The following is a 22093-nucleotide window of genomic DNA, read 5'->3' as shown; positions in this document are numbered from 1 at the left end:
TTAGCCTCGATAGCGTTTTCGAGCGAAGTGGACGCCGGTTCGCGTCAAGAAAACGCGTCAAAAGAGAATCCAGAGGCCGGTCCTGATGAAATCAGGAGCGGGCTCTGCCCTGGCCGAGACCTCAACCCATGGCGATATCGATCAATTCCGTTCTGCCGGTGCTATCAGCCCAAGAGGTTGGCGGGATTGCGCCCGAGCTCGTGCTGCAGCCGGGAAGCGTGGTCAACGCCCAGGTCCTGAAAGTGCTTTCCGCCGATCTGGTGCGGATTGCGATCGACAGCCTTTCAATCGACGTCGCCTCTGAAATTCCGCTGCAGCCGGGACAGAGCCTGCAGCTTGCGGTCACGCAGACCAAGGACGGTGGTATCCGCCTGGCCATGGTCGGGCAGGGTGGCGACGTCGCCGACGCCGTCACGTTGTCGCCCGAGGCGCTCGTCGATGCCGCCGTCAATCGGCCGGCCATCGTGTCGAAGAACGTGCTGACGCCGGTGGAGCGCGCTGCCGTCTCCGCGGCGGCGCAGGCGGCGGTGACCGAACAGGACAGCCTGGCGCCGTTATTTGCCAATCTGGCTGCCGCGGTTTCTTCCAGCAATCTGCCGCCGAAATTGCGCGAAGCGATTGCGCAGGTGCTGGCGCAGCAGACCAGCCTCGATCAGAATCTCGACGGCGCCGACATCAAGACCGCGTTTCAGAAGTCCGGAATTTTCCTCGAGGCGTCGCTGGCCTCTGGCTCGCTTGCCCCAGGCGGCGCTCCCGATCTCAAGGCCGCGCTGATCGTGCTGCGCCAGACGCTGCAGTCGGCGCTCGGGATCAATTCGACGACTGCGCCCCCGGTGACACCGGCTGCTCCACAACCCGCCGCGCCGCCGTCGGCTTCCACCGCGAGCCCTGCGCCGGTCTCGTTGCCCACTGTCGATGCGCAGGAAATCCTGCTGCCGCAGGCGCGCTTGGCGGCCGAGAGTCTAACGCCGGCCGTCCAAGCTGGCCAAACACCACTGGCACTGAAGCTTGATGCCGGGCCGTCAGCCGGTGCAACGCTGAACCTGCTGCAGGAGGCGCTGCAGGAACTTGGCGTATCAGCGCGGGTCGCTGCCACAGCCGCCATGCCGAAAGATGCTCGCGGCGGCGACATCACCTTCACCAACACGCCGCCGCCGCCGATCCGCGGCGCGCCGCCGGCCGCCCAGCCGATTGCGTCCCCCACCATCGCGCCGCATGCGCCGCTCGAGGCGACCGCGCATCATCTGCTCGACGACACCGATGCCGCGATTGCACGGCAGACGCTGCTGCAGGTGGCCTCCCTGCCGGATCGGATCGACAACGCCGCGCCGAAAGTCGACGCGACGCTGCCGCGCTGGCATTTCGAAATTCCCTTCGTGACGCCGCAGGGCACGGCGATGGCGCAGTTCGAGATTTCCCGCGATGGCGGCGAACAGGAAGTCGAGGCGGCCAAGCGGGTGTGGCGGGCGCGGTTTTCGCTCGACGTCGAACCGGCTGGCCCGGTTCACGCGCTGATATCACTCACTGGCGACAAGACCTCGGTGCGGATCTGGGCGGAACGGCCGGCGACCGCGGCGCAATTGCGCGCCGGAGCGCCGCAATTGAGCGAGGCGCTCAGCCGCGCCGAATTGCAGCCCGGCGATATCGTGATCCGCGACGGCGCACCGCCGCAGGCCGTGCCAGCCGCCCGTGCCGGGCATTTCCTGGACCGCGCGCTATGAGCGTCGATACGAAGAACAAGCTTGCGGTCGCGCTGCATTACGACAAGACCGGCGCCCCGCGCGTCGTCGCCAAGGGCAAGGGCACCATCGGCGCCAAAATCGTCGAGCTCGCCAAAGAGCATGACATTCCGATTGAGGAGAACGAGGTGCTGGCGGGCGCCTTGTCCCATGTCGAAATCGGCGACGAGATTCCGCCGGAGCTCTACAAGGCCGTCGCCGAAGTGCTGATCTTCGTGCTGCGGCTGTCGGGCCGGATTCGCTAAGGCGTGTAGTCATAAAAACGATGTCGGCTTCTGAGGGCCGAGCGGAATCTTCTGATCGGTTAAAGCGCTACTGCTGGTGGCCCCGAAGCGGCCATCGGTCAGACGCTTGTTCCTGCTTACGCCCTAGCCAAGAGGCTCTATTCAGTCATGTTGCTGACGCAATTTCTGTCTTAGACGCTGAGAACTAAGAACACCTGTGCGAGGACCACACTGGTTCCCACAACGGTTCCGTCGCCAAGGTTGGCACGAACCCACAAAAAATTGGCGCGAGTTCGTCAACGCATCCGCGTTCGCTTGACCATTTTTTGCGGCATCGGGAACCGAACGTTCTAGAAAATCAATCAAGGAGTTATGATGTTGTGTCGCTCGAGCGCCGCAATTTGCGGCGCCGTACTTGCGCTTGCCGTTTCTGTTAGCGTTGCTCGAAGTGAGATCGTTGCAGTTCATTCAAGCGCCGTCGTCAATGAAGCTTCCGGGGATGCGATCGTTGGCGCAGCATCCACGTACAATCCGTTCCGGCCCGGATGGCGGGAAGGTGGCCCGAACACGGCCTCCGGCGAGCGCTATGATCCCTCTGTCTGGGCGGCTGCCATCAAGACGAGTTTGCGCCGGAAATTTGGTGGGGTCCAATATGGCGCGAGGCCGAAGTACGCCCTCGTTGAGGCTGTAGGCAAGAAGGTCATCGTCAAGATAAATGACGTGGGGCCACTAACGCCTGGCCGCATCATTGACCTCAATGAGCGGGCGATGCGCTATTTCGATCCGAGCCTGCAGCTCGGGGTAATTTATAGCGTAATCGTCAGGCCACTTTTCGGCGACTATTGGATCCCCGGACCGGTTGGCTGAACATCGCACGCGAAGGAAGTCGAGCACGGCCCTCCTGGACAGTGGATCGCCTCAATGGCCTCCCCGCCGCCGATCTTTGAGGCGAGGCCACCTCTGGTGGCAAGGCTCCGGCCGGCGCAATTTGCGTTGCATCAGTTCTGAAATGTAGAGAAGAGCCTGCCGAATGCGCCCTCTTGGGCCCTTAGCTGAAGTACGTCGGCGTCATCGGCGTGCCCGCTTTCAGAGTAGCAGCGGACCTTAGCCTATAGGTTACTGACGCCGGCTTCTGACCCCATAGCGGACTCTATTCCTTGTGAGCGGTAGATGGAATGAACGCGGCGTCTCAGCGTGCTACAGGCGTCTCGCGGACAACCCTGCCATTGCGGTCGGCATAAACCAGTCTGTCGTCAACGAGGTGAATGGAGGATATCGGGGCAAAGGCCGACCCAGGGTCGCGCTGTGCCACAAAATCATCAGCCAGACGGAACGTCCCCCCTGCCAGCTTTTCGAGAACGAAATAGCGTTCCTTCGCGACTTGCGGGATTTCCATGAATCGGACGGCAAACTCTCGTCCGGCGGCGACAACGTTATCACCGCTTGCCATGCCGTAGCCCGGAAACTTGATCTTGCTGAGCTGATGCGCGACGTCGTGCCAGTCCGCGAAATCCGGGCCAACCTGCGCATCTGTCATCAGCTTCTCAACGCGCGGAATCTCCGATGCTGCAAGGTTGGCCGGATCGTTCTTGTAGTCGTCGTAATCGACGTACTTCTTTGACAGTCGGATCTTCGCGCCGCGGTAATCCATCTCATCGCTGCCTATCGCCTCAACATAGGCCCTACGTCCGAGCGCCACGGCGCCCACCGACACCACTAGGACACTTAAAACGACGATTAACTTTCTAAACCGGATCAAAGTGCAATTCTCCGAGCTGCCTTAAAGCGAGGACTGTATATAGCAACAAGCCTGCCATGGCGCGGCGCCAATTCTTGTGCCGCCTCTATGATGACGCAAAAGCTAAGGGCGCGCCTTCCTGTCATGTCGGGGCTAATCTACAATGTTGCCTCTTGGCCCGTTGCTGACTTGCGTGCCGAGCGCGCAGATGTCCGGTTTGTGGGGTGGAGCGGACTAGCGCCTGATGGATCGGCGAGGTCGCCTGTTGACCCAATGCGGACTCACATTCAGCTAAGTAGCGATCTGCAATCGAGATCATCGACGGCAAGCATGATGCGTTCGAGATTGTTCCACCAGATTACGGCAGGGATATTGTTGACGGCTTGCCACACGGGCGTCGTTATTTGCCAAAGCACCGACTGTCGATAGTCGGCGTCAAGCGCATGGCGACCGTAGCTTTGAACCCCGTGAGCAACCAACGTGTCGTGGTATTCGTCGAGGATAGAGCGCTCCATCTGTTTTCGACGATCAGGATACCAGTGCATCGCGATCATGTAAGCAAGGTCTCGCGACGCGACATCGAGCCGCCAAGCATCCCAGTCGAAAAGCCGCGCATCGTCTGACTGATGATCTTTCGGCAAGAAAATGTTCCAAACGTGCGCGTCGCCCTGGGTGATCGTAAAGTTCTGATGCGAGTGATATCGCTGAAGCAAGCGGGGTGCAGAGCTGAGCAGCCGCTCATAGAGCCAGCGACGCTCGCGGGACAGCAGGTCACCCGCCGAGTCGGCAAAGCGTTCAAAGTCACCTGCCACTCGCTGCATCTGCCGGTCCATGGCCTCCGCGTCGAGCCACGTCCCAACTGTGACACCAAGGTGCGGGCTATCCCACCAGGATGCATGGAGACGCGCGTGCGCTCGAACGATTGCGCCGCATTGCTGGCGTGATGGTGGCAGCGGCCATTGCGTTGGGACGGCATGCGTTTCGGTGAGGTCCTCAAGGAGCAGGTACCACACGTTCGTCTCTGCGTCACGATGAGCCTGGAAACAACGGGGCACGATGTTAGCCGCCATCATCGGCGCAATCTGATCATAGAATGCGACCTCCTGACGGCCAGCGTGCAGTGCATCGCCGACGCGTTCAGGGTGAGCAGTCTTGAAAATGAGGGAGTGTGGAGCCTCGTCGGCAGTACCACTGTAGTTTATGCGAACCCGAATAATTCGTGAGAGGATCGTGTTGCGGGAACTTTCGATCGTCACGCTACTGACGTGAGCCGCCCCAAGCACGCCAGTTCGACGGAGCGTAGAAGTTAGTCGCTCGGCTTGAATGGGCTCTGGAGTTGCTTCCATCTTCGCGCTTCCTTACAGCTCCACGAAGCTAACGTCTCCGATCCGATTGCGCAATTTTTGGTTGAGAACGATCAATCACTCTAGTCGATGATTGGCCGCCAAGGACGGCAGCTATTGGCCCTCAGCCGAACTGCCCATGAGCCGCCGCAAAGGCCGCTCTCGGAGGAGAACCGGACCTGACGAGCTGAGCGGTCGGACTGCCGCTTGTGACCCTGGCTGTGTGAAAACGCGCTGCTGCTGTTATGATTCTCCCGTGATTCTGTGGGGGAATTGATGAGGCGCTTCGTTGAAGAGGCGGATCGTGGGCAATGGACGCTATTACCCGAATGCCTCGATGATTTCATTGACGAGAGCAACCCTGTTCGCGTGATCGACGTGTTTGTCGATGCGCTCGATTTAGCCGAGATGAGCTTCGAGGGGGTGGAACCGGCGGCGACTGGTCGGCCATCGTACCACCCGTCGGTTCTCCTCAAGCTTTACATCTACGGCTATCTGAACCGGGTGCAGTCGAGCCGGCGGCTCGAACGAGAAGCCGGGCGCAATGTCGAGGTCATGTGGCTGCTGGGTCGGCTCGCTCCCGATCACAAGACGGTCGCGGACTTCCGCAAAGACAATGGCCTGGCATTACGCAAGGTATGCGCGCGCTTCGTCGAACTCTGCCGTGAGATGGGTCTCCTCACGACGGCGAGCGTCGCCATCGATGGCAGCAAGTTCAAAGCCGTGAACAACCGGGACAGGAACTTCACACGGGCGAAGGTAGAGCGGCGGCGTGCTCAGCTGGAGGAGAGCGTCGCGCGCTATCTGAGCCAGCTTGACACGGCCGACCGACAGGAGCCGACGGAAGCTCTGGCCGCGAAGGTGACGCGGCTCACCCAGAAGCTGACGAAGCTGAAGGAGGAAATGGGCAAGCTGGCCGTCTACGAGAAGCAGATGCTTGCTTCGCCTGACCAGCAAATCTCTCTGACCGATCCCGACAGCCGTTCGATGGCGACGAGCGGACGCGGCTCCGGCGTTGTCGGCTACAACGTGCAGGTCGCCGTGGATACCGAGCACCATCTGATTGTGACGCATGAGGTAACGAACAGCGGCTCAGATCGGGCTCAACTGGCCAATATGGCCAAGCAGGCGAAGGCTGTTCTAAAGACCGAGACGCTTGAGGCCGTGGCCGATCGCGGCTACTTCAGCAGCCCGGAGATCCTCGCGTGCCACGAGGCCGGCATCACGGTAACTCTGCCCAAGCCGCAGACGTCGGGTGCCAAATCGGAGGGACGCTTCGGTAAGCAGGACTTTGCGTATTGCCAGAGGAGGACGCCTATCGCTGTCCAGCTGGGGAGCGATTGCCGTATCGCTTTACGAGCGAGGAAGACGGCAAGCGGCTACGGCGCTACTGGACCACAGCCTGTCAAGATTGTTCGCTTAAATCGCAGTGCACGACAGGACCAGAGCGGCGGATTCCACGATGGGAGCATGAGCATCTGCTCGAGGCCGTGCAGCAGCGCCTTGATTCAAACCCACAAGCCATGCGCCGGCGTCGCGAGACGGTCGAGCATCCGTTCGGCACGATGAAGGCCCGCATGGGAGCGACACACTTCCTCACCAAAACGCTTCCAAAAGTAGCAGCCGAGATGGCGCTCTCGGTGCTGGCCTATAATCTGACACGGGTCATGAACATCGTCGGGACCAAGCCGCTGATGGCCGCGATCGTGGCCTGAGACCGAGCCGGTCCTGGCTTCTCACCGGCTTCCCTGGGAAGGGTGTTTTTACACGGCCAAGACCCTTAGCGGACTTCCCGGCAGGCGGCCCGCAAGCCCGTCGCCACAACTCAAAGGCTTCCTAGCGGGCATGCTGCGGCGATAATTTCTCGGCATAATGGGACTTCCACCTCACTGAAGTAATAAACCTTGCCGGATTGACCCAACTCGGCAATCAAGAGGCGGTACGAACCGAACAGCGGGGAAAGGCGATGGGCAGCGCGCGACCTTTTATGGCGGCAATCGGCATCTCGCTCTTCATTGCCGCAGGGTTTCCGGCCCGCCAGACCACGGCACAGCAGGCCACCGCATCGACGGCGGAAACACTTGCCAAGCTGTCTGCGACGATCGCCGGGCAATACCCGTCGGCCAGGGCGCTGGTGCTGGCGCGCGGCAACTGCATCCTTCATGAATACTACGCCAAGAATTCGCCCGAGGAGCAATGGCCGGTGCATTCGGTGACGAAGAGCGTGTTGTCCATTCTCGTCGGCATTGCCATCGACAAGGGCCTCTTGCGACTGGATCAGAAGCTACCCGAACTGGTTGTCGAAGCGACAGAAAGGCCGATCGATCCGCGCGCGGCCGACATCACGTTGCGCGATCTCTTGACGATGTCATCGGGCTTCGATGCGCACGAGATGGTCGAGGTGTCGGGCGTCTGGAGTTCCAGCCTCTGGATGATCAGGCGCACCGTCAAGCACACGCCGGGTACTCATTTTTACTATGACGATGAAGGGACCAATCTGATCGCGATCATCCTGAGGCGTGCGGTCGGCGGCAACATTGCAGAGTTTGCCAAAAACGAACTGTTCGCGCCGCTTCAGATTGATCGCTACTTCTGGGCTGTCGATAAGGACGGAAACTTGCCCGGATTTAGCGGACTACTATTGACCGGCAGGGGCATGGCGAAGATCGGCCTGCTTTATCTTCAGCAAGGCCGGTGGCGGGAGCGGCAGGTGGTATCGGAGGCCTACGTCCTCGATTCCACGCGCAAGCACATCGACGGCAGTATGCCGGGGCTCCAGGCCGGTTACGGATACCTGTGGTGGACAAGGCCGACACGCGACGGGTCGCCGGCCTATTTTGTTTCCGGCTACGATAGCCAGCTCATTGTGAACTTTCCGGACCGCAATCTCGTGATGGCGCTGGCATCCGCCTCCTCCCTTCCCGGAGGCGCCGCGAAATTTATGAACGAGGTTGTGTTACCCGCAGAAGCGGCGCTGCCGGCGGGAGCAGCGTGTGTCGGGCGCCTGGATCAGTGACGGGAGGTGCAGCCGCTCAAGATCGTGCCGTTGGCGGCATGTCCGCAATTGGCCCGTTGCTGACTTGCGTGCCGAGCGCGCAGATGTCCGGTTTGTGGGGTGGAGCGGACTAGCGCCTGATGGATCGGCGAGGTCGCTTGTTGACCCATTGCGGACTTTAGGACGTTCGTTCGGCAGCACGCCTAGCTCAATGACGCAAGAGTCCTCACGCTAGACAAGGGGCCTAAGGCACGATAGCTCGAATGCAGGACCGAACTGCTAGGTCCTTGATCCGAATGAACGCGCTGTCAGCGCCACTTTCATGGATGAACACACGAGCCTACAAGCCCGTATCTGTGCTGCTTGGATTGACTTGCTCCGACAGAACAGAGGCGCCGAAGGACGTCCCGACCAGTACTATTCCCTGAGCATCGAGAACATCCGAGGCCACGGCGAGGAGTTCGAACTGTACATCACGTTTCGCGCCGGTCGAACGTATTGCTGCTGCGAAGGCATGTGCCATACCGGCGCCTTCACCGAGAAACGTTGGCGGCAACTGCGAGCGGCCCTTGCCGTCCGTGGCGTCGAGCCTCAAGAGCCACTCGTGGTGCGGATCTGCACTCGGCTAGAAGCTGGCGCGCGACTGCACTACGGCAAGAGCGATGAGCCCGAGATGTACGATCAAGGTCCCTGGACGTTGACGGTCCGCGAGCAATCCCCTGTCGTTCACGATGATCCTCGAACCGACGCGCGCAGGCGCGACCGAAACTAAGCGCCTGATTTATGAGTATTCGCCCTGGATCGGTTCCTGCCATTGTCATAGTTTCTCCACGATGCGGTTAGCATCGTTTCCGCACCCGTTCATCATTCGGATGTTCCCGTGATCACTCGTCGTCATGCGCTCGGTGTCCTTGCCGCGACCACTCTGTCGCCCGCGCGCGCCCTTGCCAACGTCTCCTACCAGCGCAGCGAGTTTCGCGACGACCTCTCCAAGCGTTTTTTCGATCTCGGCACCGTCGGCACCTTCGTTGCCTACAAGGTCGACGATTACCTGATCATCGCCAGCGACAAGGTGCGCTCGGGCGAGGGCAGGCTGCCGGCTTCGACCTTCAAGATTCCAAATTCGGTCATCGCGCTGGATACCGGCGTGGTCGAGGATCCCGATAAGGATGCCTTCAAATGGGATGGCGTGACGCGCAGCATCGAGGCCTGGAACAAGGACCACACGCTGCGTTCGGCAATCGCGGTTTCCGCCGTACCGGTCTATCAGGAGATCGCGCGGCGCGTCGGGCCTGAGCGCATGCAGAAATATCTCGACCTGTTCGACTACGGCAATCGCGACATCGGCGGCGGCATCGACCAGTTCTGGCTGACCGGCAATCTGCGCATCGATCCGATCCAGCAGATTGATTTCGTCGATCGCTTGCGGCGCGGCGTGCTGCCGGTCGGAAAGCGCAGCCAGGAATTGACGCGCGACATCATCCCCGTGACGAAGGTCGGCGACGCCACCATCCGCGCCAAGAGCGGCCTGTTGGGTGCGGAAGCGGGCAAGCCGTCACTGGGCTGGATGGTCGGCTGGGCCGAGAAGGGCAGCCAGCAAACCGTGTTCGCCATGAACATGGACTGCAAGGAACAAAGCCACATCGCCGCCCGCATGACGGTGGTGCAGCAATGCCTCGCCGATATCGTGGCGATCTGACGTTTGGCGAACCGCTGGGCTAACGCCGGTTCAGCGCCAGCGAGACCGACGTGATGTTGGTGCCCTGGGGTTGGATCGACACCGTCTGCTTGCCGCCGCGGGTCGTCAGCGACAGATGCGCCGAAAAACTGTCGCCTCTTGCCGCAGCCTCGACACGGTCGCCGGCGGCGCGTCCGGAAAGGGTGCCGGAAGCGTTGCGGCTGGCTTCGGTCCATGAGCCCGAAATCGTGCCACCACGGTACTCGACATCGCTTGCGAGATCGAACTTATAGCTTGCGCTGGCGCAGGTCAGATTGAGCCGAAGCTGCTCGCCGCTGCCGGCGACATCATACGCCGCGCGGCAGCGCAATTGCTCCTGCTGTCCGTCGGTGGTGCTGAGCACGCCGCCGCCGGACCATGTGCCGGCCATGGCGACGAAGGGCGAGGCAGGCGCGGCCAGCACCGCGCTGCCGGCCAGCGATAGCGATGCAAGCAGCAGCGCCGTTCGCGTGAGGTTGGATCCAGACATCTTGATGGCCTCCGTTCGGTTTGGCAATCAACGCCAAAATCGCAAACGGGTTCATCGGTTCCACTGGTGCGCGGCTCGGTGAAGTTTCACCAAGTCGTTATCCCAGCTTGAGCAACGCCTGCAGGAATTCGCTCACCGCCTTCTGCGCTTCTTTCGCAGTCGCCGGGTTGCCGCCGACATGCGGATTGAGCGCGATGCAGGCATCCTTATAGGTGAAGGGCTCCTTGGTGTCGTCGTTCATGAGAACGCCCGCTTCGCCCTCCCTGAGGCGGCAATTGCGGGCGGACTGTGCGTTGACTGATACGACGATCGTGCTGAGGCCGAGCAGGCCCGCATCGAAGCCGTGCTGGGAATCCGGATATTCCGTCAGCGTCGCGTCGCGCTTGGCGTCCTGCAGGCGGGCGAGATAGGCCTTGCAGGTGGCGACGGGGTTGTAGTCGTCAGGCGTGCCGTGAAAGATCCGGATCGGGCGTGCGACAACCTCGGTGTCGCTGGCGTAGGTGGTCGAGCAATCCGGATAGAACGGTATATAGGCCGCGAACTGCGCGCCGGACTTGTTCCAGAGCTTGTGGAAGCGATCGAGGCTGGCGTAGAGCGCCGCCTGTCCGCCGCGTGAAAATCCCATCAGCACGATTCGGTCAGGATCGACGCGCGGATGCTTGGCGAGGATTTCGAGCGAACGGTAGATATCGACGATGAAGTTAAGCCGGCCGAGCAGGGCCTGGTTGGGGCCGACCATGGTCAGCCCGCGGCCGCTGAACCCGTCGATCACGAAGGTCGAAATGCCCATCGCATTGAAGTGGCGCACCCACGGATCCATGCCGGCGCCGACGCCGCTCGATCCATGCATCAGCACCACGACGGGAAGTTTGCCGGTGCCTTGCGCGATACGGAATTCGCCGGCAACCGTGACCTGCGTGCCGCGACATCCTTCGGGATCGGTTGCGCCGATGCTTCGATGCCGGTGAATAGAACAGCGGTGCAAAGAATCGCGCCGGTCACGGCGACGCGCCAGTCCGTCAGCATTCGTTTCCCCCAAATTTTTTGCTGTCCTGCGGCAGCTTTGGGAGAGACTACATCAAGCTACAAATCGGTTGTCAATTCGCAGACTTCCCGATCCGCCCCAGATGCGTGAACGAGAAACCGGTCTCGTATTTCAGCCCATAGCCGAGCGCGCGGTCGAAGCCGATATGGGCCAGCCAGATCATCGCGATCGAGAGGATGAGCGGCGAAGCGGTGCCCAAGCCGGTCGTCATCATCGCCATCGGCGCCAGGTAGCTATGCGCTGCGTTGTAGATCATGGCGCCGAAACGCGGCCCTGACAGGTAGGCCGCAAAGCTGAGATCGGGGACGAAAAACAGCAGGCCGTAAATCCACCAGTCGCCGTCCCAGATGTAATAAAGCAGCGTCATTCCGATAAATAGCGCTAATCCTTCCAGCCGGAGCACCGCGCGCACGCCCCTAGTAACGGCGCCCGAGGTGTCGGCGCCAGCGATATCGGTCATTCCGGTCCCCATGGTCAGGATCGGCATATAGGGGGCGCAAGGCGGCGGTACCAGATGCCGGATGGGTGTTTCCGCTTCCGAAAAGGCCGTGTTAGAAGGCCTTCAAATCGTTACCCAAAAGGCAGGCGGAAGCAGCATGAAGGATATCCTGGACACCCTCGAAGAACGGCGCGCCGGCGCCAAGCTCGGCGGCGGCGAGAAGCGCATCGAGGCGCAGCACGCCCGCGGGAAATTGACGGCACGGGAGCGCATCGAACTCCTGCTCGACAAGGGCTCATTCGAGGAATTCGACATGTTCGTCGAGCACCGCTCGACCGAATTCGGGATGGAAAAGACCAAGGTGCCGGGCGATGGCGTCGTCACCGGCTGGGGCACGGTGAACGGCCGCAAGACCTTCGTCTTCGCCAAGGATTTTACCGTGTTCGGCGGCTCGCTGTCCGAGACCCACGCGCTGAAAATCACAAAGCTGCAGGACATGGCGATGAAGGCGAGGGCGCCGATCATCGGCCTCTATGACGCCGGCGGCGCGCGCATCCAGGAGGGCGTCGCCGCGCTCGCGGGCTATTCCTACGTGTTCCGCCGCAACGTCATTGCGTCAGGCGTGATCCCGCAGATCTCCGTCATCATGGGCCCGTGCGCCGGCGGCGACGTCTATTCGCCCGCAATGACCGACTTCATCTTCATGGTGAAGAACACCAGCTACATGTTCGTCACCGGCCCCGACGTGGTGAAGACCGTCACCAATGAAGTGGTGACCGCGGAAGAACTCGGCGGCGCCTCGGTGCACGCGACGCGCTCCTCCATCGCCGACGGCGCATTCGAGAACGACGTCGAAACGCTGTTGCAGATGCGCCGGCTGATCGACTTCCTGCCGTCAAACAACTCTGACGGCGTGCCGGAATGGCCGAGCTTTGACGACATCGAGCGTGTCGACATGTCGCTCGACACGCTGATCCCCGACAATCCGAACAAACCCTACGACATGAAGGAATTGATCCTGAAGGTCGTGGACGAGGGCGATTTCTTCGAAATCTCGGAAACCTTCGCCAGGAACATCGTCACCGGCTTCGGCCGCATCGCCGGCCGCACCGTCGGCTTTGTCGCCAACCAGCCGATGGTGCTGGCGGGCGTGCTCGACAGCGATGCGTCGCGCAAGGCCGCGCGTTTTGTCCGTTTTTGTGATGCCTTCAACATCCCGATCGTGACGTTTGTGGACGTGCCGGGCTTCCTGCCGGGCACCGCTCAAGAGTATGGCGGCCTGATCAAGCACGGCGCGAAACTGCTGTTCGCCTATTCGCAATGCACGGTGCCGCTCGTCACCGTCATCACCCGCAAGGCCTATGGCGGCGCGTTCGACGTCATGGCGTCCAAGGAAATCGGCGCCGACATGAACTACGCCTGGCCGACCGCGCAGATCGCGGTGATGGGCGCCAAGGGTGCGGTGGAAATCATCTTCCGCGCCGACATGAACGATCCCGACGCAATCGCCAAGCGCACCAAGGAATACGAAGACCGCTTCCTGTCACCGTTCATCGCCGCCGAGCGCGGCTACATCGACGACGTCATCATGCCGCATTCGACAAGAAGGCGGATCGCAAGGGCGCTCGCGATGCTGAAAGACAAGAAGGTCGAGATGCCGGCGAAGAAGCACGATAATCTGCCGTTGTGACAGATGCGTAGGGTGGGTTAGCCGAAGGCGTAACCCACCGGCCGAGCCGACCGCAAATCGAGAGTGACGGTGCAAGCAGGATAGGTGTCGCGACGACCCAACACAAACCTTGAGGATTCCAAGTGGGCGACCTTCATCGAAGCATCTTCCTGAAGGAGTTGAAGGACACTTTTCCGGATTTGACAACCGCAATTAATGCGCAGCACGGCTTGCTACATCTGGAAATGGGTGTGTTTGCCGGTTTCGTGCAACGTGCCATCACCCTCGGGAATACAAAAGACGTCGCATCGTGCTTCAAGCTGGCCGAGAAGTACTACAGAGACGGAAACGATCATTTGAAGAATGCGATCGGAGTTTCGTTTATCGAACACCTGGACCTGCGCAATGCGCGATGGGCGTGGGAGTTGTTGGGTTCAGTTCTGAAAAGGGAATATTTGCAGCTGGTTGATGCTGGCATGGCCAAATCATTGCCGTATCTTTGATAGCGCGTAGGGTGGGTAGCCGAAGGCGTAACCCACCGGCTGCACTAACCGCGTATCGAGACTTCGGTGGGTTACGCTTCGCTAACCCACCCTACGAAGCTTGCGCGTTTCGCCTACGCCGCCTTGTGCTGCTGCTTCATATATTCCGTCGCGCGCTTCTTGAGATCAGCCGGCGATACGTCCTCGATGTGGGTGCCGATGTGCCAGGAGTTGCCGGCGGGGTCCTTCACGCCGCCGCTGCGGTCGCCATAGAATTGATCCGCGGGCTCCATCAACGATGTCGCGCCGGCCTTGAGCGCCTTCTGATAAACGGCATCGACGTTGGGTACGTAGAGATACAGCATGGTCGATGTTGCTTGCGCGCGCTCCGAGGAGTCGGAAATCATCACGATGGAATTTCCGATCTTGTACTCCGCATGCATGACCTTGCCGTCGGGCCGCATCATCGGCTCGAATACCGGCTGGGCTCCGAAGGCTTCTTTCATGAAGTTGATGACCTTGTCGGCCCCGTCGACGACGAGATAAGGCGTGACGGTGTGGAATCCCTCGGGAACCGGCTTTACTTTACTTGCCATGGCTGTCTCCTTGGTTCGATGGATTTGATCCATGCAGGATGGCCCAGCCCGCTCTTGTATTGCCGCGATTGTCGATCCGTTGTTTGAACAAAGTGTGACGGCAGTCCGCGCATTGGTGGCGCGTCAATGCATGTCCGCTGCCAGTTCCCCAGGAACCTAACCCTTCAGGAGCGGAACAAAATCGTATTCGCCGACCCCTTGCAGAACCAGGAAGGTGAGCGACTTCGTGCCCCCGTTCGTCACCAGATGCGGTCGCGTCGGCCTGACGACATAGACTTCGCCGGGCTTCAAACTCACTTCCTCTTTCGGATCCTGCAGGAACAGCCTCATCTGGCCTTCCAGCACGTAGAAAGTATCTGACACATTGCTGTGGGTGTGCCACGGCACCTTCTGGGTTTCGGAGAGCTGCAACTCCATGATGCGAAAGCCGGGGCGCGCCGCATGCTCGGCGCGGCGCTCGACTTCGTAAAGGTGGCTGGCGTCCTTGACTGGCTGCGGCTGGTTCATGACGGCCTCCCTCGGATCATCCGCCCCCATCGCGTGGTGCAGCGTGATGATAGGCTTCCGCCGCTCACTCCATCTCGTTACGCTTCTGCTGCTCACCCTCGCGCAGCCGCTGCGCGATCGCGGTTCGTCTCGGGATCAGCGCGGCCTCGTCGGCGAGCCGTTGGGCAAGGTCGGAGTGATATTGCTGCACGACATCGAGCACGGCTTCCCGGGCGAGCCGGCGGTGGTACTCGGCCAGGAATCGGTGCAGGTCAGCGAGTTCTTCGTCGTCCATCTCTATCGCGCCTCAGCCGCGATGGCCGAATATACCGCGACCTGTCGATCCCGCGCCAGCTTGCTGCCGGTTCCCGATCCCGGTTGGCTTTCGCCGGCCGGCCGCAGCCGGGCAGGGCGGCCGCGGGGGTGGCTAAATCATTACGGCGCCACCGGCCGGTTAACCACCTGTTAACTATATTGCCCTTAGCCTCACGGGCACTATCCGGTCATCATCAGACGATTCCAGCGCGGTTCGTTCGGGGAGAACAGCCGATGTCCGTTGAGATTCTGACCTATGCAGCCCTGGGCGCCCGCCTGAACATCTCGGCAGCGGCCGCCCGTTCGCTTGCCAGGCGGCTCCACTTGCCGCGCTCGCTTTCCGACGACGGGAAGGCGCTGGTGAGCGTCGATCTCGCCGAAATCAGGCATACGCCACACCCACCGGGTGGTCACCGGGCGGGCGAGGCCGCTCAGTTGAGGGCGCTCGTCGTGACGCTGCAGGCGGAGATCGTGCAGCTCGAGGCCAGGGCAGCGGGCAATCGCTGGGATTTCGAGCACGAACGCGCGCGCGCCGACCGCCTGATGGCGGAACTGCTGCAGGCGACTGCCGAGACCACCGCCGCCCGGGAGGCGACGGCGCGGCTGGAGGGCGAGGTGGTGGCCCTGCGGGCCGCTGTCCGAACTTCCAGTTCAGACGAGAATCACGGACATTCTGCGCGCCGGGTCGGGCATGTGGCGGCGAGCCTGGTGGAAGCAGACCGCAGGGCGTCTCGTGGATAGCAATCCCTTTTCTCTCATTCCGCGGTTGAGCGGAGCAACCGTGGGGCAACAATGACTGGCACCGACATTCGCGAGCTGAGGGCGCGCATTATCGTGTTCGGGGTCGGCGGCGCCGGCGGCAACGCCGTCAACAACATGATCGACGCCGGGCTTGAAGGCGTCGAATTCATCGTCGCCAATACCGATGCCCAGGCGCTCACCAGTTCCAAGGCCAGGCGTGTCATCCAGATGGGCACGCAGGTGACCGGGGGCCTTGGCGCCGGCGCCCAGCCCGACGTCGGGCGTGCGGCGGCGGAAGAGACCACCGACGAGATCCGCGATCATCTGACCGGTGCCCACATGGTGTTCATCACCGCCGGCATGGGCGGCGGCACCGGCACCGGCGCCGCGCCCGTCATCGCCAGGATTGCGCGCGAGCTCGGCATTCTCACCATCGGCGTCGTCACCAAGCCGTTCCAGTTCGAGGGTGCGCGCCGCATGCGCTATGCCGAAGCCGGCATTGCGGAACTTCTGAAAGCGGTCGACACTCTCCTGATCATCCCGAACCAGAACCTGTTCCGGGTGGCCAACGAGAAGACCACCTTTGCGGACGCTTTTGCGATGGCCGACCAGGTGCTGTATTCGGGCGTGGCCTGCATCAGCGACCTCATCGTCAAGGAAGGCCTGATCAATCTCGATTTCGCCGATGTGCTCTCGGTCATGCGCGAGAAGGGCAAGGCGATGATGGGCAGGGGCGAGGCCTCCGGCCCCAAGCGCGTGCTCAATGCCGCGGTAGCCGCGATTTCCAACCCGCTGATCGAGAACCCCTCGATCAAGCGCGCCAGCGGCCTCATCGTCTCCATCACCGGCGGCCGGGATCTCACGCTGTTCGAGGTCGACGAAGCCGCGACCCGCATCCGCGACGAGGCCGATCAGGACGCCAACATCATCGTCGGCGCGACCTTCGATGCCAGCCTCGAAGGCATCGTCCGCGTCTCGGTCGTGGCGACCGGCATCGACAATGTCGAAGCGACGGGCCAGACCCAGGTCGCGGAAAACCTGCTTACCGATCTCGCCGGCAGGCTCTCCAACGACCGGCGCCGCATCGCCGACCAGCGCGGTGCGCCGCCGCCGCAATTCGCCAGCCCGCCGCCGCTCCGCCGCCCCGAAACACGACCGGCGGTCGCCGAACACGCGAGGCATGCCGCGGCTCCGCAGCGCCTCGACCCATACGGCCGCGCGGCTCCCGTGCACAACCCGATCGAGGAAAAGGTGCTGGATATTCCGGCCTTCCTGGGCCGCAAGGCGAACTGAGCCGTCGAAACAACCAAGGTCACTCGCTTCCCGGATGCGGGAGGTGGATAGCTGCGCGCGATCTGAAGATCCCCCTCAAGGCATGCGCGGTGCCCCGGGGGCACTGTTCAAATCGCCCCAGACTTTCCATCCTCCAGCCATGCTTTGGTCAAAACCGCGGTAGGGAGTGTCTACAATCCGACGATCGCCCGTTCAGTTGACGGCAAAACTGGCAGGAGGCGCCCCATGGATTCCCCGGCGAGCACCACGCAGACCGATCCGCAGGTCAATCCAGCACTATCCGCGCAAGAGAAAGAACTGGTCGCGCGCGCCGATGAACGGCTCGCGCATGCCTATGAGCAGATTGCCCGCGCGGATGAAGAGCTCGCGCGCTTCAATGAGCAGATTTCCAGGCTGGAGAAGGCGAAAAGGATTCGTCAGCCATCGCGCGGCAGGCCGGCGCTACGCGGCTTGATCGGCCTGCTGTTGACTGTGGGCATCTGTACCGCTGCTTTCGCCTGGCAATCCTATGGCGAGACGGTCAGGCCGATGGTCGCCCGGTGGGCACCGCAACTGGCCGCGGCTTCGTCATTGCCATCGGAAACGCCTGTTCTTGCCGACCAGCAGAGCCCGCCTGCCGTTCGGCTGGCTGCGGCGGATGCCGCAGTTTCGCAATTGCCGGCTCCGCCCCAGGCCGCACCGCAAGATGCGGCAGCCGCCGCGATCGCTGCCGAGCAGGCCCAGTTGCTCCAGACGATGGCGCGCGATCTCGCAGGCGTGCAGCAGGAGATCGAACAGCTCAAGGCCAGCCAGGCAGAACTGGCCCGCGAAAGTGCCAAGACCGCCGAGCAACTCAAGGCGAACCAGGAGCAAATGGCGCGCACGATCGCCAATTTCTCCGAGCAAAACCTGCGGCCCAGGACGTCGGCGGCGCCGCCAGTGCCGGTTGCCAACCCCGCGCGTAAGCCGAAGCCGGTGTCGACGCCTCCGGCAACGGAAGCCAGAGCGCAGGCGCGGCCGCCGGTACGGTTGCCGTCCGCCCAACAGTAGTTATCATCGGCGCCGCCGTCCGCCGAAGGCGGCGTCCGATTTCTTGCTGGAAGGCACGGCGGCTGGACCTCGGGCAGGGCATGTCGGTCTGCCCGCGCGTTCCGTTAAGGCGCGACAGCATCATTGCTTCCTTCCGCGACGGCGGACGGTGCTTTCGATTGTTGCATGGCCGAGCGCACGATCATGAGGATCTTGTTGCCACTCGTGCTGTCCATGGTTGCCGGCGCGCGGGAAGCGACGGCACAGGACGCCGAATGCGCCCGCGAACGCGCGGACATGGTCGAAACCGTCCGTGCCTACGGCCGCTCCGACGCCCGTGGTCTGGGACGGCAGGGCCTCTCGGAGAGGGTCCTTGAGGCCATGCGGCAAACCAAACGCCATCTGTTCATCCCTGAACGATCCTGCTCCATCGCATACGCGGACATGCCGGTTTCGATCGGTCACGGCCAGACCATATCGCAGCCGTATATCGTGGCCTTGATGACAGAATTGGCCGAGGTCGCGCCCGATCATGTCGTGCTCGAAATCGGCACGGGTTCGGGCTACCAGGCCGCCATCCTTGCGCACCTCGCGCGGAAGGTCTGCACTATCGAGATCATTCCGCCACTGGCCGAGGTCGCCACGAAAACACTTCGGGACCTCGCGTATGACAATGTGAGTGTCCGTCTGGGCGACGGCTTTGCCGGCTGGCCCGAATGCGGTCCGTTTGACGCCATCGTCGTGACCGCCGCGCTTGGCGAGGTGCCGCCGCCGCTGATCGAGCAGCTCAAGGTGGGCGGCCGCCTCGTCATGCCGGTGGGCGCCGCTTACTCCATTCAGCAACTCACGGTCGTCGAAAAAACCGCTCCCGACAAGACGACGGCGCGCGCCGTCGCCCTCGTGCGCTTTGTGCCGTTTACGCGTTCGAAGAATTAGGAGGAGGGACCGCGTAGGGTGGGTTAGCCGAAGGCGTAACCCACCGGCCGAACCGACCGCGTGGTAAGACTTCGGTGGGTTACGCTGCGCTAACCCACCCTACGAGGCTCACTTCATTCCGGTGCAGCTCGCATAAAACGTCGTCGTGGCCGGCCAGTCCGAGAACATGCCGCGGATGCCGACCTGCTTTGCCAAGACGTCGAGCGCCGTCAGCGTGTCGCCGTCGCGGTCGATCGCCGACCTGATGGAGCGGTGATAGAAGCCGCCGCCCTTGTGCAGCGGGCCGTCGCGCTCCAGCGACCAGCCGATCAGGTCGAGGCCGGCGGCTTTGGCGGCCTTGGCGTATTCGGAGGGAACGATTTCCTTGTTGTCGTTCAGCGTCAGCATGGTCCAGATCGGCGGGCCGAGGATGGCGACGCCTTGCGCCTTCAATTCCGCCATCGAGGGCTTCCAGGTCTCCGGCTTGGCGGGATCGAGGCCCTGCTTCTCATAGCGTTCTTCGAGATAAACCGCCTGTTTGGCGAATTCCGGCTCGGTCTTCACCCAATAGAGCACGTCGGCCAGGTTGAAGCTTTGTGCGAACACGTCGCTCGGGGGAATGCCGGCCTTCTTGTAGGCGTCCAGCATCTGGCTGGCATATTTCTCCTGGGTGTAGTCGCCGTCGAACGGCATCGGCACTTCCGACGCCTTCAGCTCCGGCGTGAATTTGGCGCCGAGACTCTTGATCAGCGCGATGCTCTCGTCATGCGTCATCAGCGTGCCGGAATTGGCATAGAGGTCGGTGCGCCAGCGCGGCGTGCCGTTCTGATATTCCTCCGGCGTTTTGGCATCCGGATTGAAGCCGTCCATCTTCGCACTCAGCATCCGGAATTCGGCCAGCGTGATGTCGCTGGTGCAGCACTTTGCGGAGGCTTTCTTGCCGGTGGCGGGATCGGCCGGGCTTAAGGGTTGCGTGCATTTGGCGGCGAGCGCCGGCACGGTCAGGATGTTGGTGGTGGTGTGCAGGTCGCATTGCGAATGGCGGCAAACCAGTTCGCGGTCTTTCGTAAATGTCACGTCGCATTCGATGATGCCGGCGCCCATCCGGGCAGCGGCGATATAGGACTCGCGCGTATGCTCGGGAAATTCCAGCGCGGCGCCGCGGTGGCCGATCGAAAAGTCCGTCTTGCGAAACGGCCCGGTGCACTGGCTGAGTTGTTGCTTCAGCGGCCCATCCTTCATCTTGTCGACGAGATAGAACGGCCGTGGCCCTATCTGCGGCTCGCGCGGCAGCAGGATGTCGTCGGCCGCGGCGGGCAGGGGCGCGATCAGGAGCCAGAGCGCGGCGAGCAGGGCGGAGCGATGGCGGGCAGGCATAGGTGGCACCTCGGATAACGCGTTGCGCGCGGCCTTGATATCACGGAGCATGTGACAGTTGCATGTTAGGAGCTGCCGTAGGGTGGGCAAAGCGCAGCGTGCCCACCGTTTCTTGCACCGCTGCTGATGGATGGTGGGCACGCTGCGCTTTGCCCACCCTACAAGAACAATTCCAGGGAGAAACGATATGCCCGCAGCTTTTTTCGTCGTCCGCGCCACCGTCTCCGATCCCGCCAAACGCCAGGCCTTCGATGCCTGGTATTCGCGCGAGCATCTGCCGGACGCCATGAAGTCGTTCGGCGCCGTGAAGGCGTGGCGCTACTGGAGCGCCACCGATCCGGCGCTGCACCACGCGATGTATCAATTTCCTGATAAGGCCGCGCTCGAACGCGCGACCGATGGGCCGGAAATGAAGCGGCTGGTCGCCGATTTCAATCGCGATTGGCCCGACGTGACGCGGACGCGCGAAGTGCTGCTGCTGGCGGAAGAGCTGTCGGCGTGAGATGGCGACGCGTTCGTTGCGATGGCGGATCGTTACACGCGCGCTCGACACGATAATGCCGCAGCAACGACAATGGTTCCGCCGCGCGCAACAGCGCGCGAAAATAAACTGGGGTAGACTGCGACTACGACAAAGCTGAACGCGCAATTCACCGCGCGTTCATCTCGGCGCATCGAAACTCTCCTTCTCGCACCCAGCAAACGGAGGAGGAGATGTGATGGAGCGTCGCCACTTTCTGAAACTCGCCTTAGGATTTGTTGCGGGCGGCGCCGCGCTCGCAGCGAGCGCGGAGGCCGCGCCGCTGATGCCGACGCCGCTCGCTGACGACGCCAACAAGTTGCCCGACAACAAGGATGCGCAACCCGCCGTCACGTCAGGCGACGAGGTCGATCGCCTTTCGCCCGAAGAAGTGCGCTGGGGCCGCGGCCGTGGACGCGGTTGGGGCCGAAGGCGCTGGGGTTGGCGCCGCCGCCGCTGGGGTTGGCGCAGACGTTGGCGCCGCCGGCACTGGGGATGGCATCGCCGCCGCCGTCGTTGGCGCCGCCGTTACTGGCGCCGGCGTCGTTATTACTGGTAAGCCGCCGCAATCGATCATTTAGAGAAGCAATAAAAAAGCCCCGCGCGAGCGGGGCTTTTTTCGTTGTTTGAAAAATATCAGTAAGCGCGGCAGCGTCCATAGCGCCACACGGTGCCGTAAGGACACACGCGGCCGGGCCGCACGACGACGGCCGGAGCTGCAGGCCGTACCACGACGACCGGGGCTGGACGAACTACGACGGCCCTGCGAATGGGTTGGCATCGGCCGTAAGGGCCGCGAGCCCAGCCGGGGCCGCATCCTTGCGCGGCTTCCGCCGCGCTGAAGCTGGCAACGGTGCCCAGGGCCAAAACTGCTGCGAAAAGGTACTTCATGTTTTCTCCCGTTTTCGGCCGCAAGGCGGCACGGAACGGAACTTAGTTCCGAGACCTGAATGGAACATGA

General features: G+C 62.2%; 24 protein-coding genes and 1 pseudogene. 13 read left to right on the top strand and 12 right to left on the bottom strand.

Features of this window, described 5'->3' with window-relative positions:
* The first annotated feature begins 128 nt into the window (after positions 1-128).
* The 3 genes from ACH79_RS36765 to ACH79_RS36755 all read left to right on the top strand — a co-directional run bounded on the left by ACH79_RS36765 (position 129) and on the right by ACH79_RS36755 (position 2830).
* On the top strand, positions 129-1721 hold the full coding sequence (locus ACH79_RS36765; RefSeq protein ID WP_161855288.1) for a flagellar hook-length control protein FliK: 1593 nt from the start codon (positions 129-131) through the stop codon (positions 1719-1721).
* Positions 1718-1984, top strand: a complete 267-nt coding sequence (locus tag ACH79_RS36760) for an EscU/YscU/HrcU family type III secretion system export apparatus switch protein (protein ID WP_161855287.1) — start codon at positions 1718-1720, stop codon at positions 1982-1984. The genes ACH79_RS36765 and ACH79_RS36760 overlap by 4 nt, the downstream gene beginning before the upstream one ends.
* Before the next feature lie 351 nt (positions 1985-2335).
* Entirely contained in the window at positions 2336-2830 is a 495-nt protein-coding gene (locus tag ACH79_RS36755) for a septal ring lytic transglycosylase RlpA family protein (RefSeq protein WP_202639109.1), read from the top strand.
* Positions 2831-3152: 322 nt separating this feature from the next.
* On the opposite strand, the gene ACH79_RS36750 is transcribed toward ACH79_RS36755, so the two are convergent.
* Positions 3153-3722: a hypothetical protein gene (locus ACH79_RS36750; protein ID WP_161855286.1), complete on the bottom strand. Its 570-nt coding sequence runs from the start codon at positions 3720-3722 to the stop codon at positions 3153-3155.
* Between the two features lie 266 nt (positions 3723-3988).
* On the bottom strand, positions 3989-5047 hold the full coding sequence (locus tag ACH79_RS36745) for an aminoglycoside phosphotransferase (RefSeq protein ID WP_161855285.1): 1059 nt from the start codon (positions 5045-5047) through the stop codon (positions 3989-3991).
* 273 nt (positions 5048-5320) lie between these two features.
* Here ACH79_RS36745 and ACH79_RS36740 point away from each other — a divergent pair.
* Positions 5321-6759 (top strand): annotated as a pseudogene (locus tag ACH79_RS36740) (IS1182 family transposase).
* A gap of 419 nt (positions 6760-7178) precedes the next feature.
* Complete coding sequence (locus ACH79_RS36730; RefSeq protein ID WP_161855283.1) at positions 7179-8060, top strand: serine hydrolase; 882 nt, start codon at positions 7179-7181, stop codon at positions 8058-8060.
* A gap of 319 nt (positions 8061-8379) precedes the next feature.
* Here the strand turns inward: ACH79_RS36730 and ACH79_RS36725 are convergent, their stop codons facing one another.
* A complete protein-coding gene (locus tag ACH79_RS36725; RefSeq protein WP_161855282.1) occupies positions 8380-8634 on the bottom strand; it encodes a hypothetical protein in 255 nt (84 codons plus the stop codon).
* A 285-nt stretch (positions 8635-8919) separates the two neighbouring features.
* Between ACH79_RS36725 and ACH79_RS36720 the strand changes: the two genes are divergently transcribed.
* On the top strand, positions 8920-9738 hold the full coding sequence (locus ACH79_RS36720) for a class D beta-lactamase (RefSeq protein WP_161855281.1): 819 nt from the start codon (positions 8920-8922) through the stop codon (positions 9736-9738).
* 19 nt (positions 9739-9757) lie between these two features.
* Here the strand turns inward: ACH79_RS36720 and ACH79_RS36715 are convergent, their stop codons facing one another.
* The 3 genes from ACH79_RS36715 to ACH79_RS36705 form a co-directional block, all read right to left on the bottom strand.
* Positions 9758-10246 carry a hypothetical protein gene (locus ACH79_RS36715; RefSeq protein WP_161855280.1) on the bottom strand — a complete coding sequence of 163 codons (489 nt, stop codon included), beginning with the start codon at positions 10244-10246 and terminating at the stop codon, positions 9758-9760.
* A gap of 97 nt (positions 10247-10343) precedes the next feature.
* Complete coding sequence (locus tag ACH79_RS36710; protein ID WP_246738767.1) at positions 10344-11216, bottom strand: dienelactone hydrolase family protein; 873 nt, start codon at positions 11214-11216, stop codon at positions 10344-10346.
* A 127-nt stretch (positions 11217-11343) separates the two neighbouring features.
* Entirely contained in the window at positions 11344-11751 is a 408-nt protein-coding gene (locus ACH79_RS36705; protein WP_161855279.1) for a DUF4260 domain-containing protein, read from the bottom strand.
* A 136-nt stretch (positions 11752-11887) separates the two neighbouring features.
* On the opposite strand from ACH79_RS36705, the gene ACH79_RS36700 reads away from it, so the two are divergent.
* Complete coding sequence (locus ACH79_RS36700; protein ID WP_161855278.1) at positions 11888-13420, top strand: acyl-CoA carboxylase subunit beta; 1533 nt, start codon at positions 11888-11890, stop codon at positions 13418-13420.
* Positions 13421-13542: 122 nt separating this feature from the next.
* Entirely contained in the window at positions 13543-13902 is a 360-nt protein-coding gene (locus ACH79_RS36695; RefSeq protein WP_161855277.1) for a hypothetical protein, read from the top strand.
* Between the two features lie 113 nt (positions 13903-14015).
* On the opposite strand, the gene ACH79_RS36690 is transcribed toward ACH79_RS36695, so the two are convergent.
* From ACH79_RS36690 to ACH79_RS36680, 3 genes are all read right to left on the bottom strand, one after another.
* Positions 14016-14477, bottom strand: a complete 462-nt coding sequence (locus ACH79_RS36690) for a glyoxalase/bleomycin resistance/extradiol dioxygenase family protein (RefSeq protein ID WP_161855276.1) — start codon at positions 14475-14477, stop codon at positions 14016-14018.
* Positions 14478-14633: 156 nt separating this feature from the next.
* On the bottom strand, positions 14634-14984 hold the full coding sequence (locus ACH79_RS36685; RefSeq protein WP_161855275.1) for a cupin domain-containing protein: 351 nt from the start codon (positions 14982-14984) through the stop codon (positions 14634-14636).
* Between the two features lie 64 nt (positions 14985-15048).
* Entirely contained in the window at positions 15049-15258 is a 210-nt protein-coding gene (locus ACH79_RS36680; RefSeq protein WP_161855274.1) for a hypothetical protein, read from the bottom strand.
* Between the two features lie 254 nt (positions 15259-15512).
* Here ACH79_RS36680 and ACH79_RS36675 point away from each other — a divergent pair, with 254 nt between their 5' ends.
* The 4 genes from ACH79_RS36675 (at position 15513) to ACH79_RS36660 (ending at position 19256) form a co-directional block, all read left to right on the top strand.
* Positions 15513-16019 carry a hypothetical protein gene (locus tag ACH79_RS36675; RefSeq protein ID WP_161855273.1) on the top strand — a complete coding sequence of 169 codons (507 nt, stop codon included), beginning with the start codon at positions 15513-15515 and terminating at the stop codon, positions 16017-16019.
* 51 nt (positions 16020-16070) lie between these two features.
* Entirely contained in the window at positions 16071-17312 is a 1242-nt protein-coding gene (gene ftsZ, locus ACH79_RS36670; protein ID WP_161855272.1) for a cell division protein FtsZ, read from the top strand.
* A 225-nt stretch (positions 17313-17537) separates the two neighbouring features.
* Positions 17538-18341 (top strand): hypothetical protein, encoded by an 804-nt coding sequence (locus tag ACH79_RS36665; RefSeq protein WP_161855271.1) that lies wholly within the window; start codon positions 17538-17540, stop codon positions 18339-18341.
* A 165-nt stretch (positions 18342-18506) separates the two neighbouring features.
* A complete protein-coding gene (locus ACH79_RS36660) occupies positions 18507-19256 on the top strand; it encodes a protein-L-isoaspartate(D-aspartate) O-methyltransferase (RefSeq protein ID WP_246738277.1) in 750 nt (249 codons plus the stop codon).
* 108 nt (positions 19257-19364) lie between these two features.
* On the opposite strand, the gene ACH79_RS36655 is transcribed toward ACH79_RS36660, so the two are convergent.
* Positions 19365-20612, bottom strand: a complete 1248-nt coding sequence (locus ACH79_RS36655) for a glycerophosphodiester phosphodiesterase family protein (RefSeq protein ID WP_161856751.1) — start codon at positions 20610-20612, stop codon at positions 19365-19367.
* Positions 20613-20799: 187 nt separating this feature from the next.
* On the opposite strand from ACH79_RS36655, the gene ACH79_RS36650 reads away from it, so the two are divergent.
* Positions 20800-21114, top strand: a complete 315-nt coding sequence (locus tag ACH79_RS36650; RefSeq protein ID WP_161855270.1) for a hypothetical protein — start codon at positions 20800-20802, stop codon at positions 21112-21114.
* A gap of 368 nt (positions 21115-21482) precedes the next feature.
* Here ACH79_RS36650 and ACH79_RS45275 read toward each other — a convergent pair whose 3' ends face one another.
* Together ACH79_RS45275 and ACH79_RS44470 are read right to left on the bottom strand one after the other, a co-directional pair.
* Complete coding sequence (locus ACH79_RS45275; RefSeq protein ID WP_161855269.1) at positions 21483-21791, bottom strand: hypothetical protein; 309 nt, start codon at positions 21789-21791, stop codon at positions 21483-21485.
* A complete protein-coding gene (locus tag ACH79_RS44470; RefSeq protein ID WP_246738275.1) occupies positions 21769-22023 on the bottom strand; it encodes a GCG_CRPN prefix-to-repeats domain-containing protein in 255 nt (84 codons plus the stop codon). Before ACH79_RS44470 ends, ACH79_RS45275 begins: the two co-directional genes overlap by 23 nt.
* Positions 22024-22093 lie beyond the last annotated feature (70 nt).

It is taken from the genome of Bradyrhizobium sp. CCBAU 051011 (assembly GCF_009930815.1).
GTDB lineage: Bacteria > Pseudomonadota > Alphaproteobacteria > Rhizobiales > Xanthobacteraceae > Bradyrhizobium.
The sequence above is the reverse complement of the archived record's forward strand: the minus strand, read 5'-3'. Positions and strand labels throughout refer to the sequence as shown.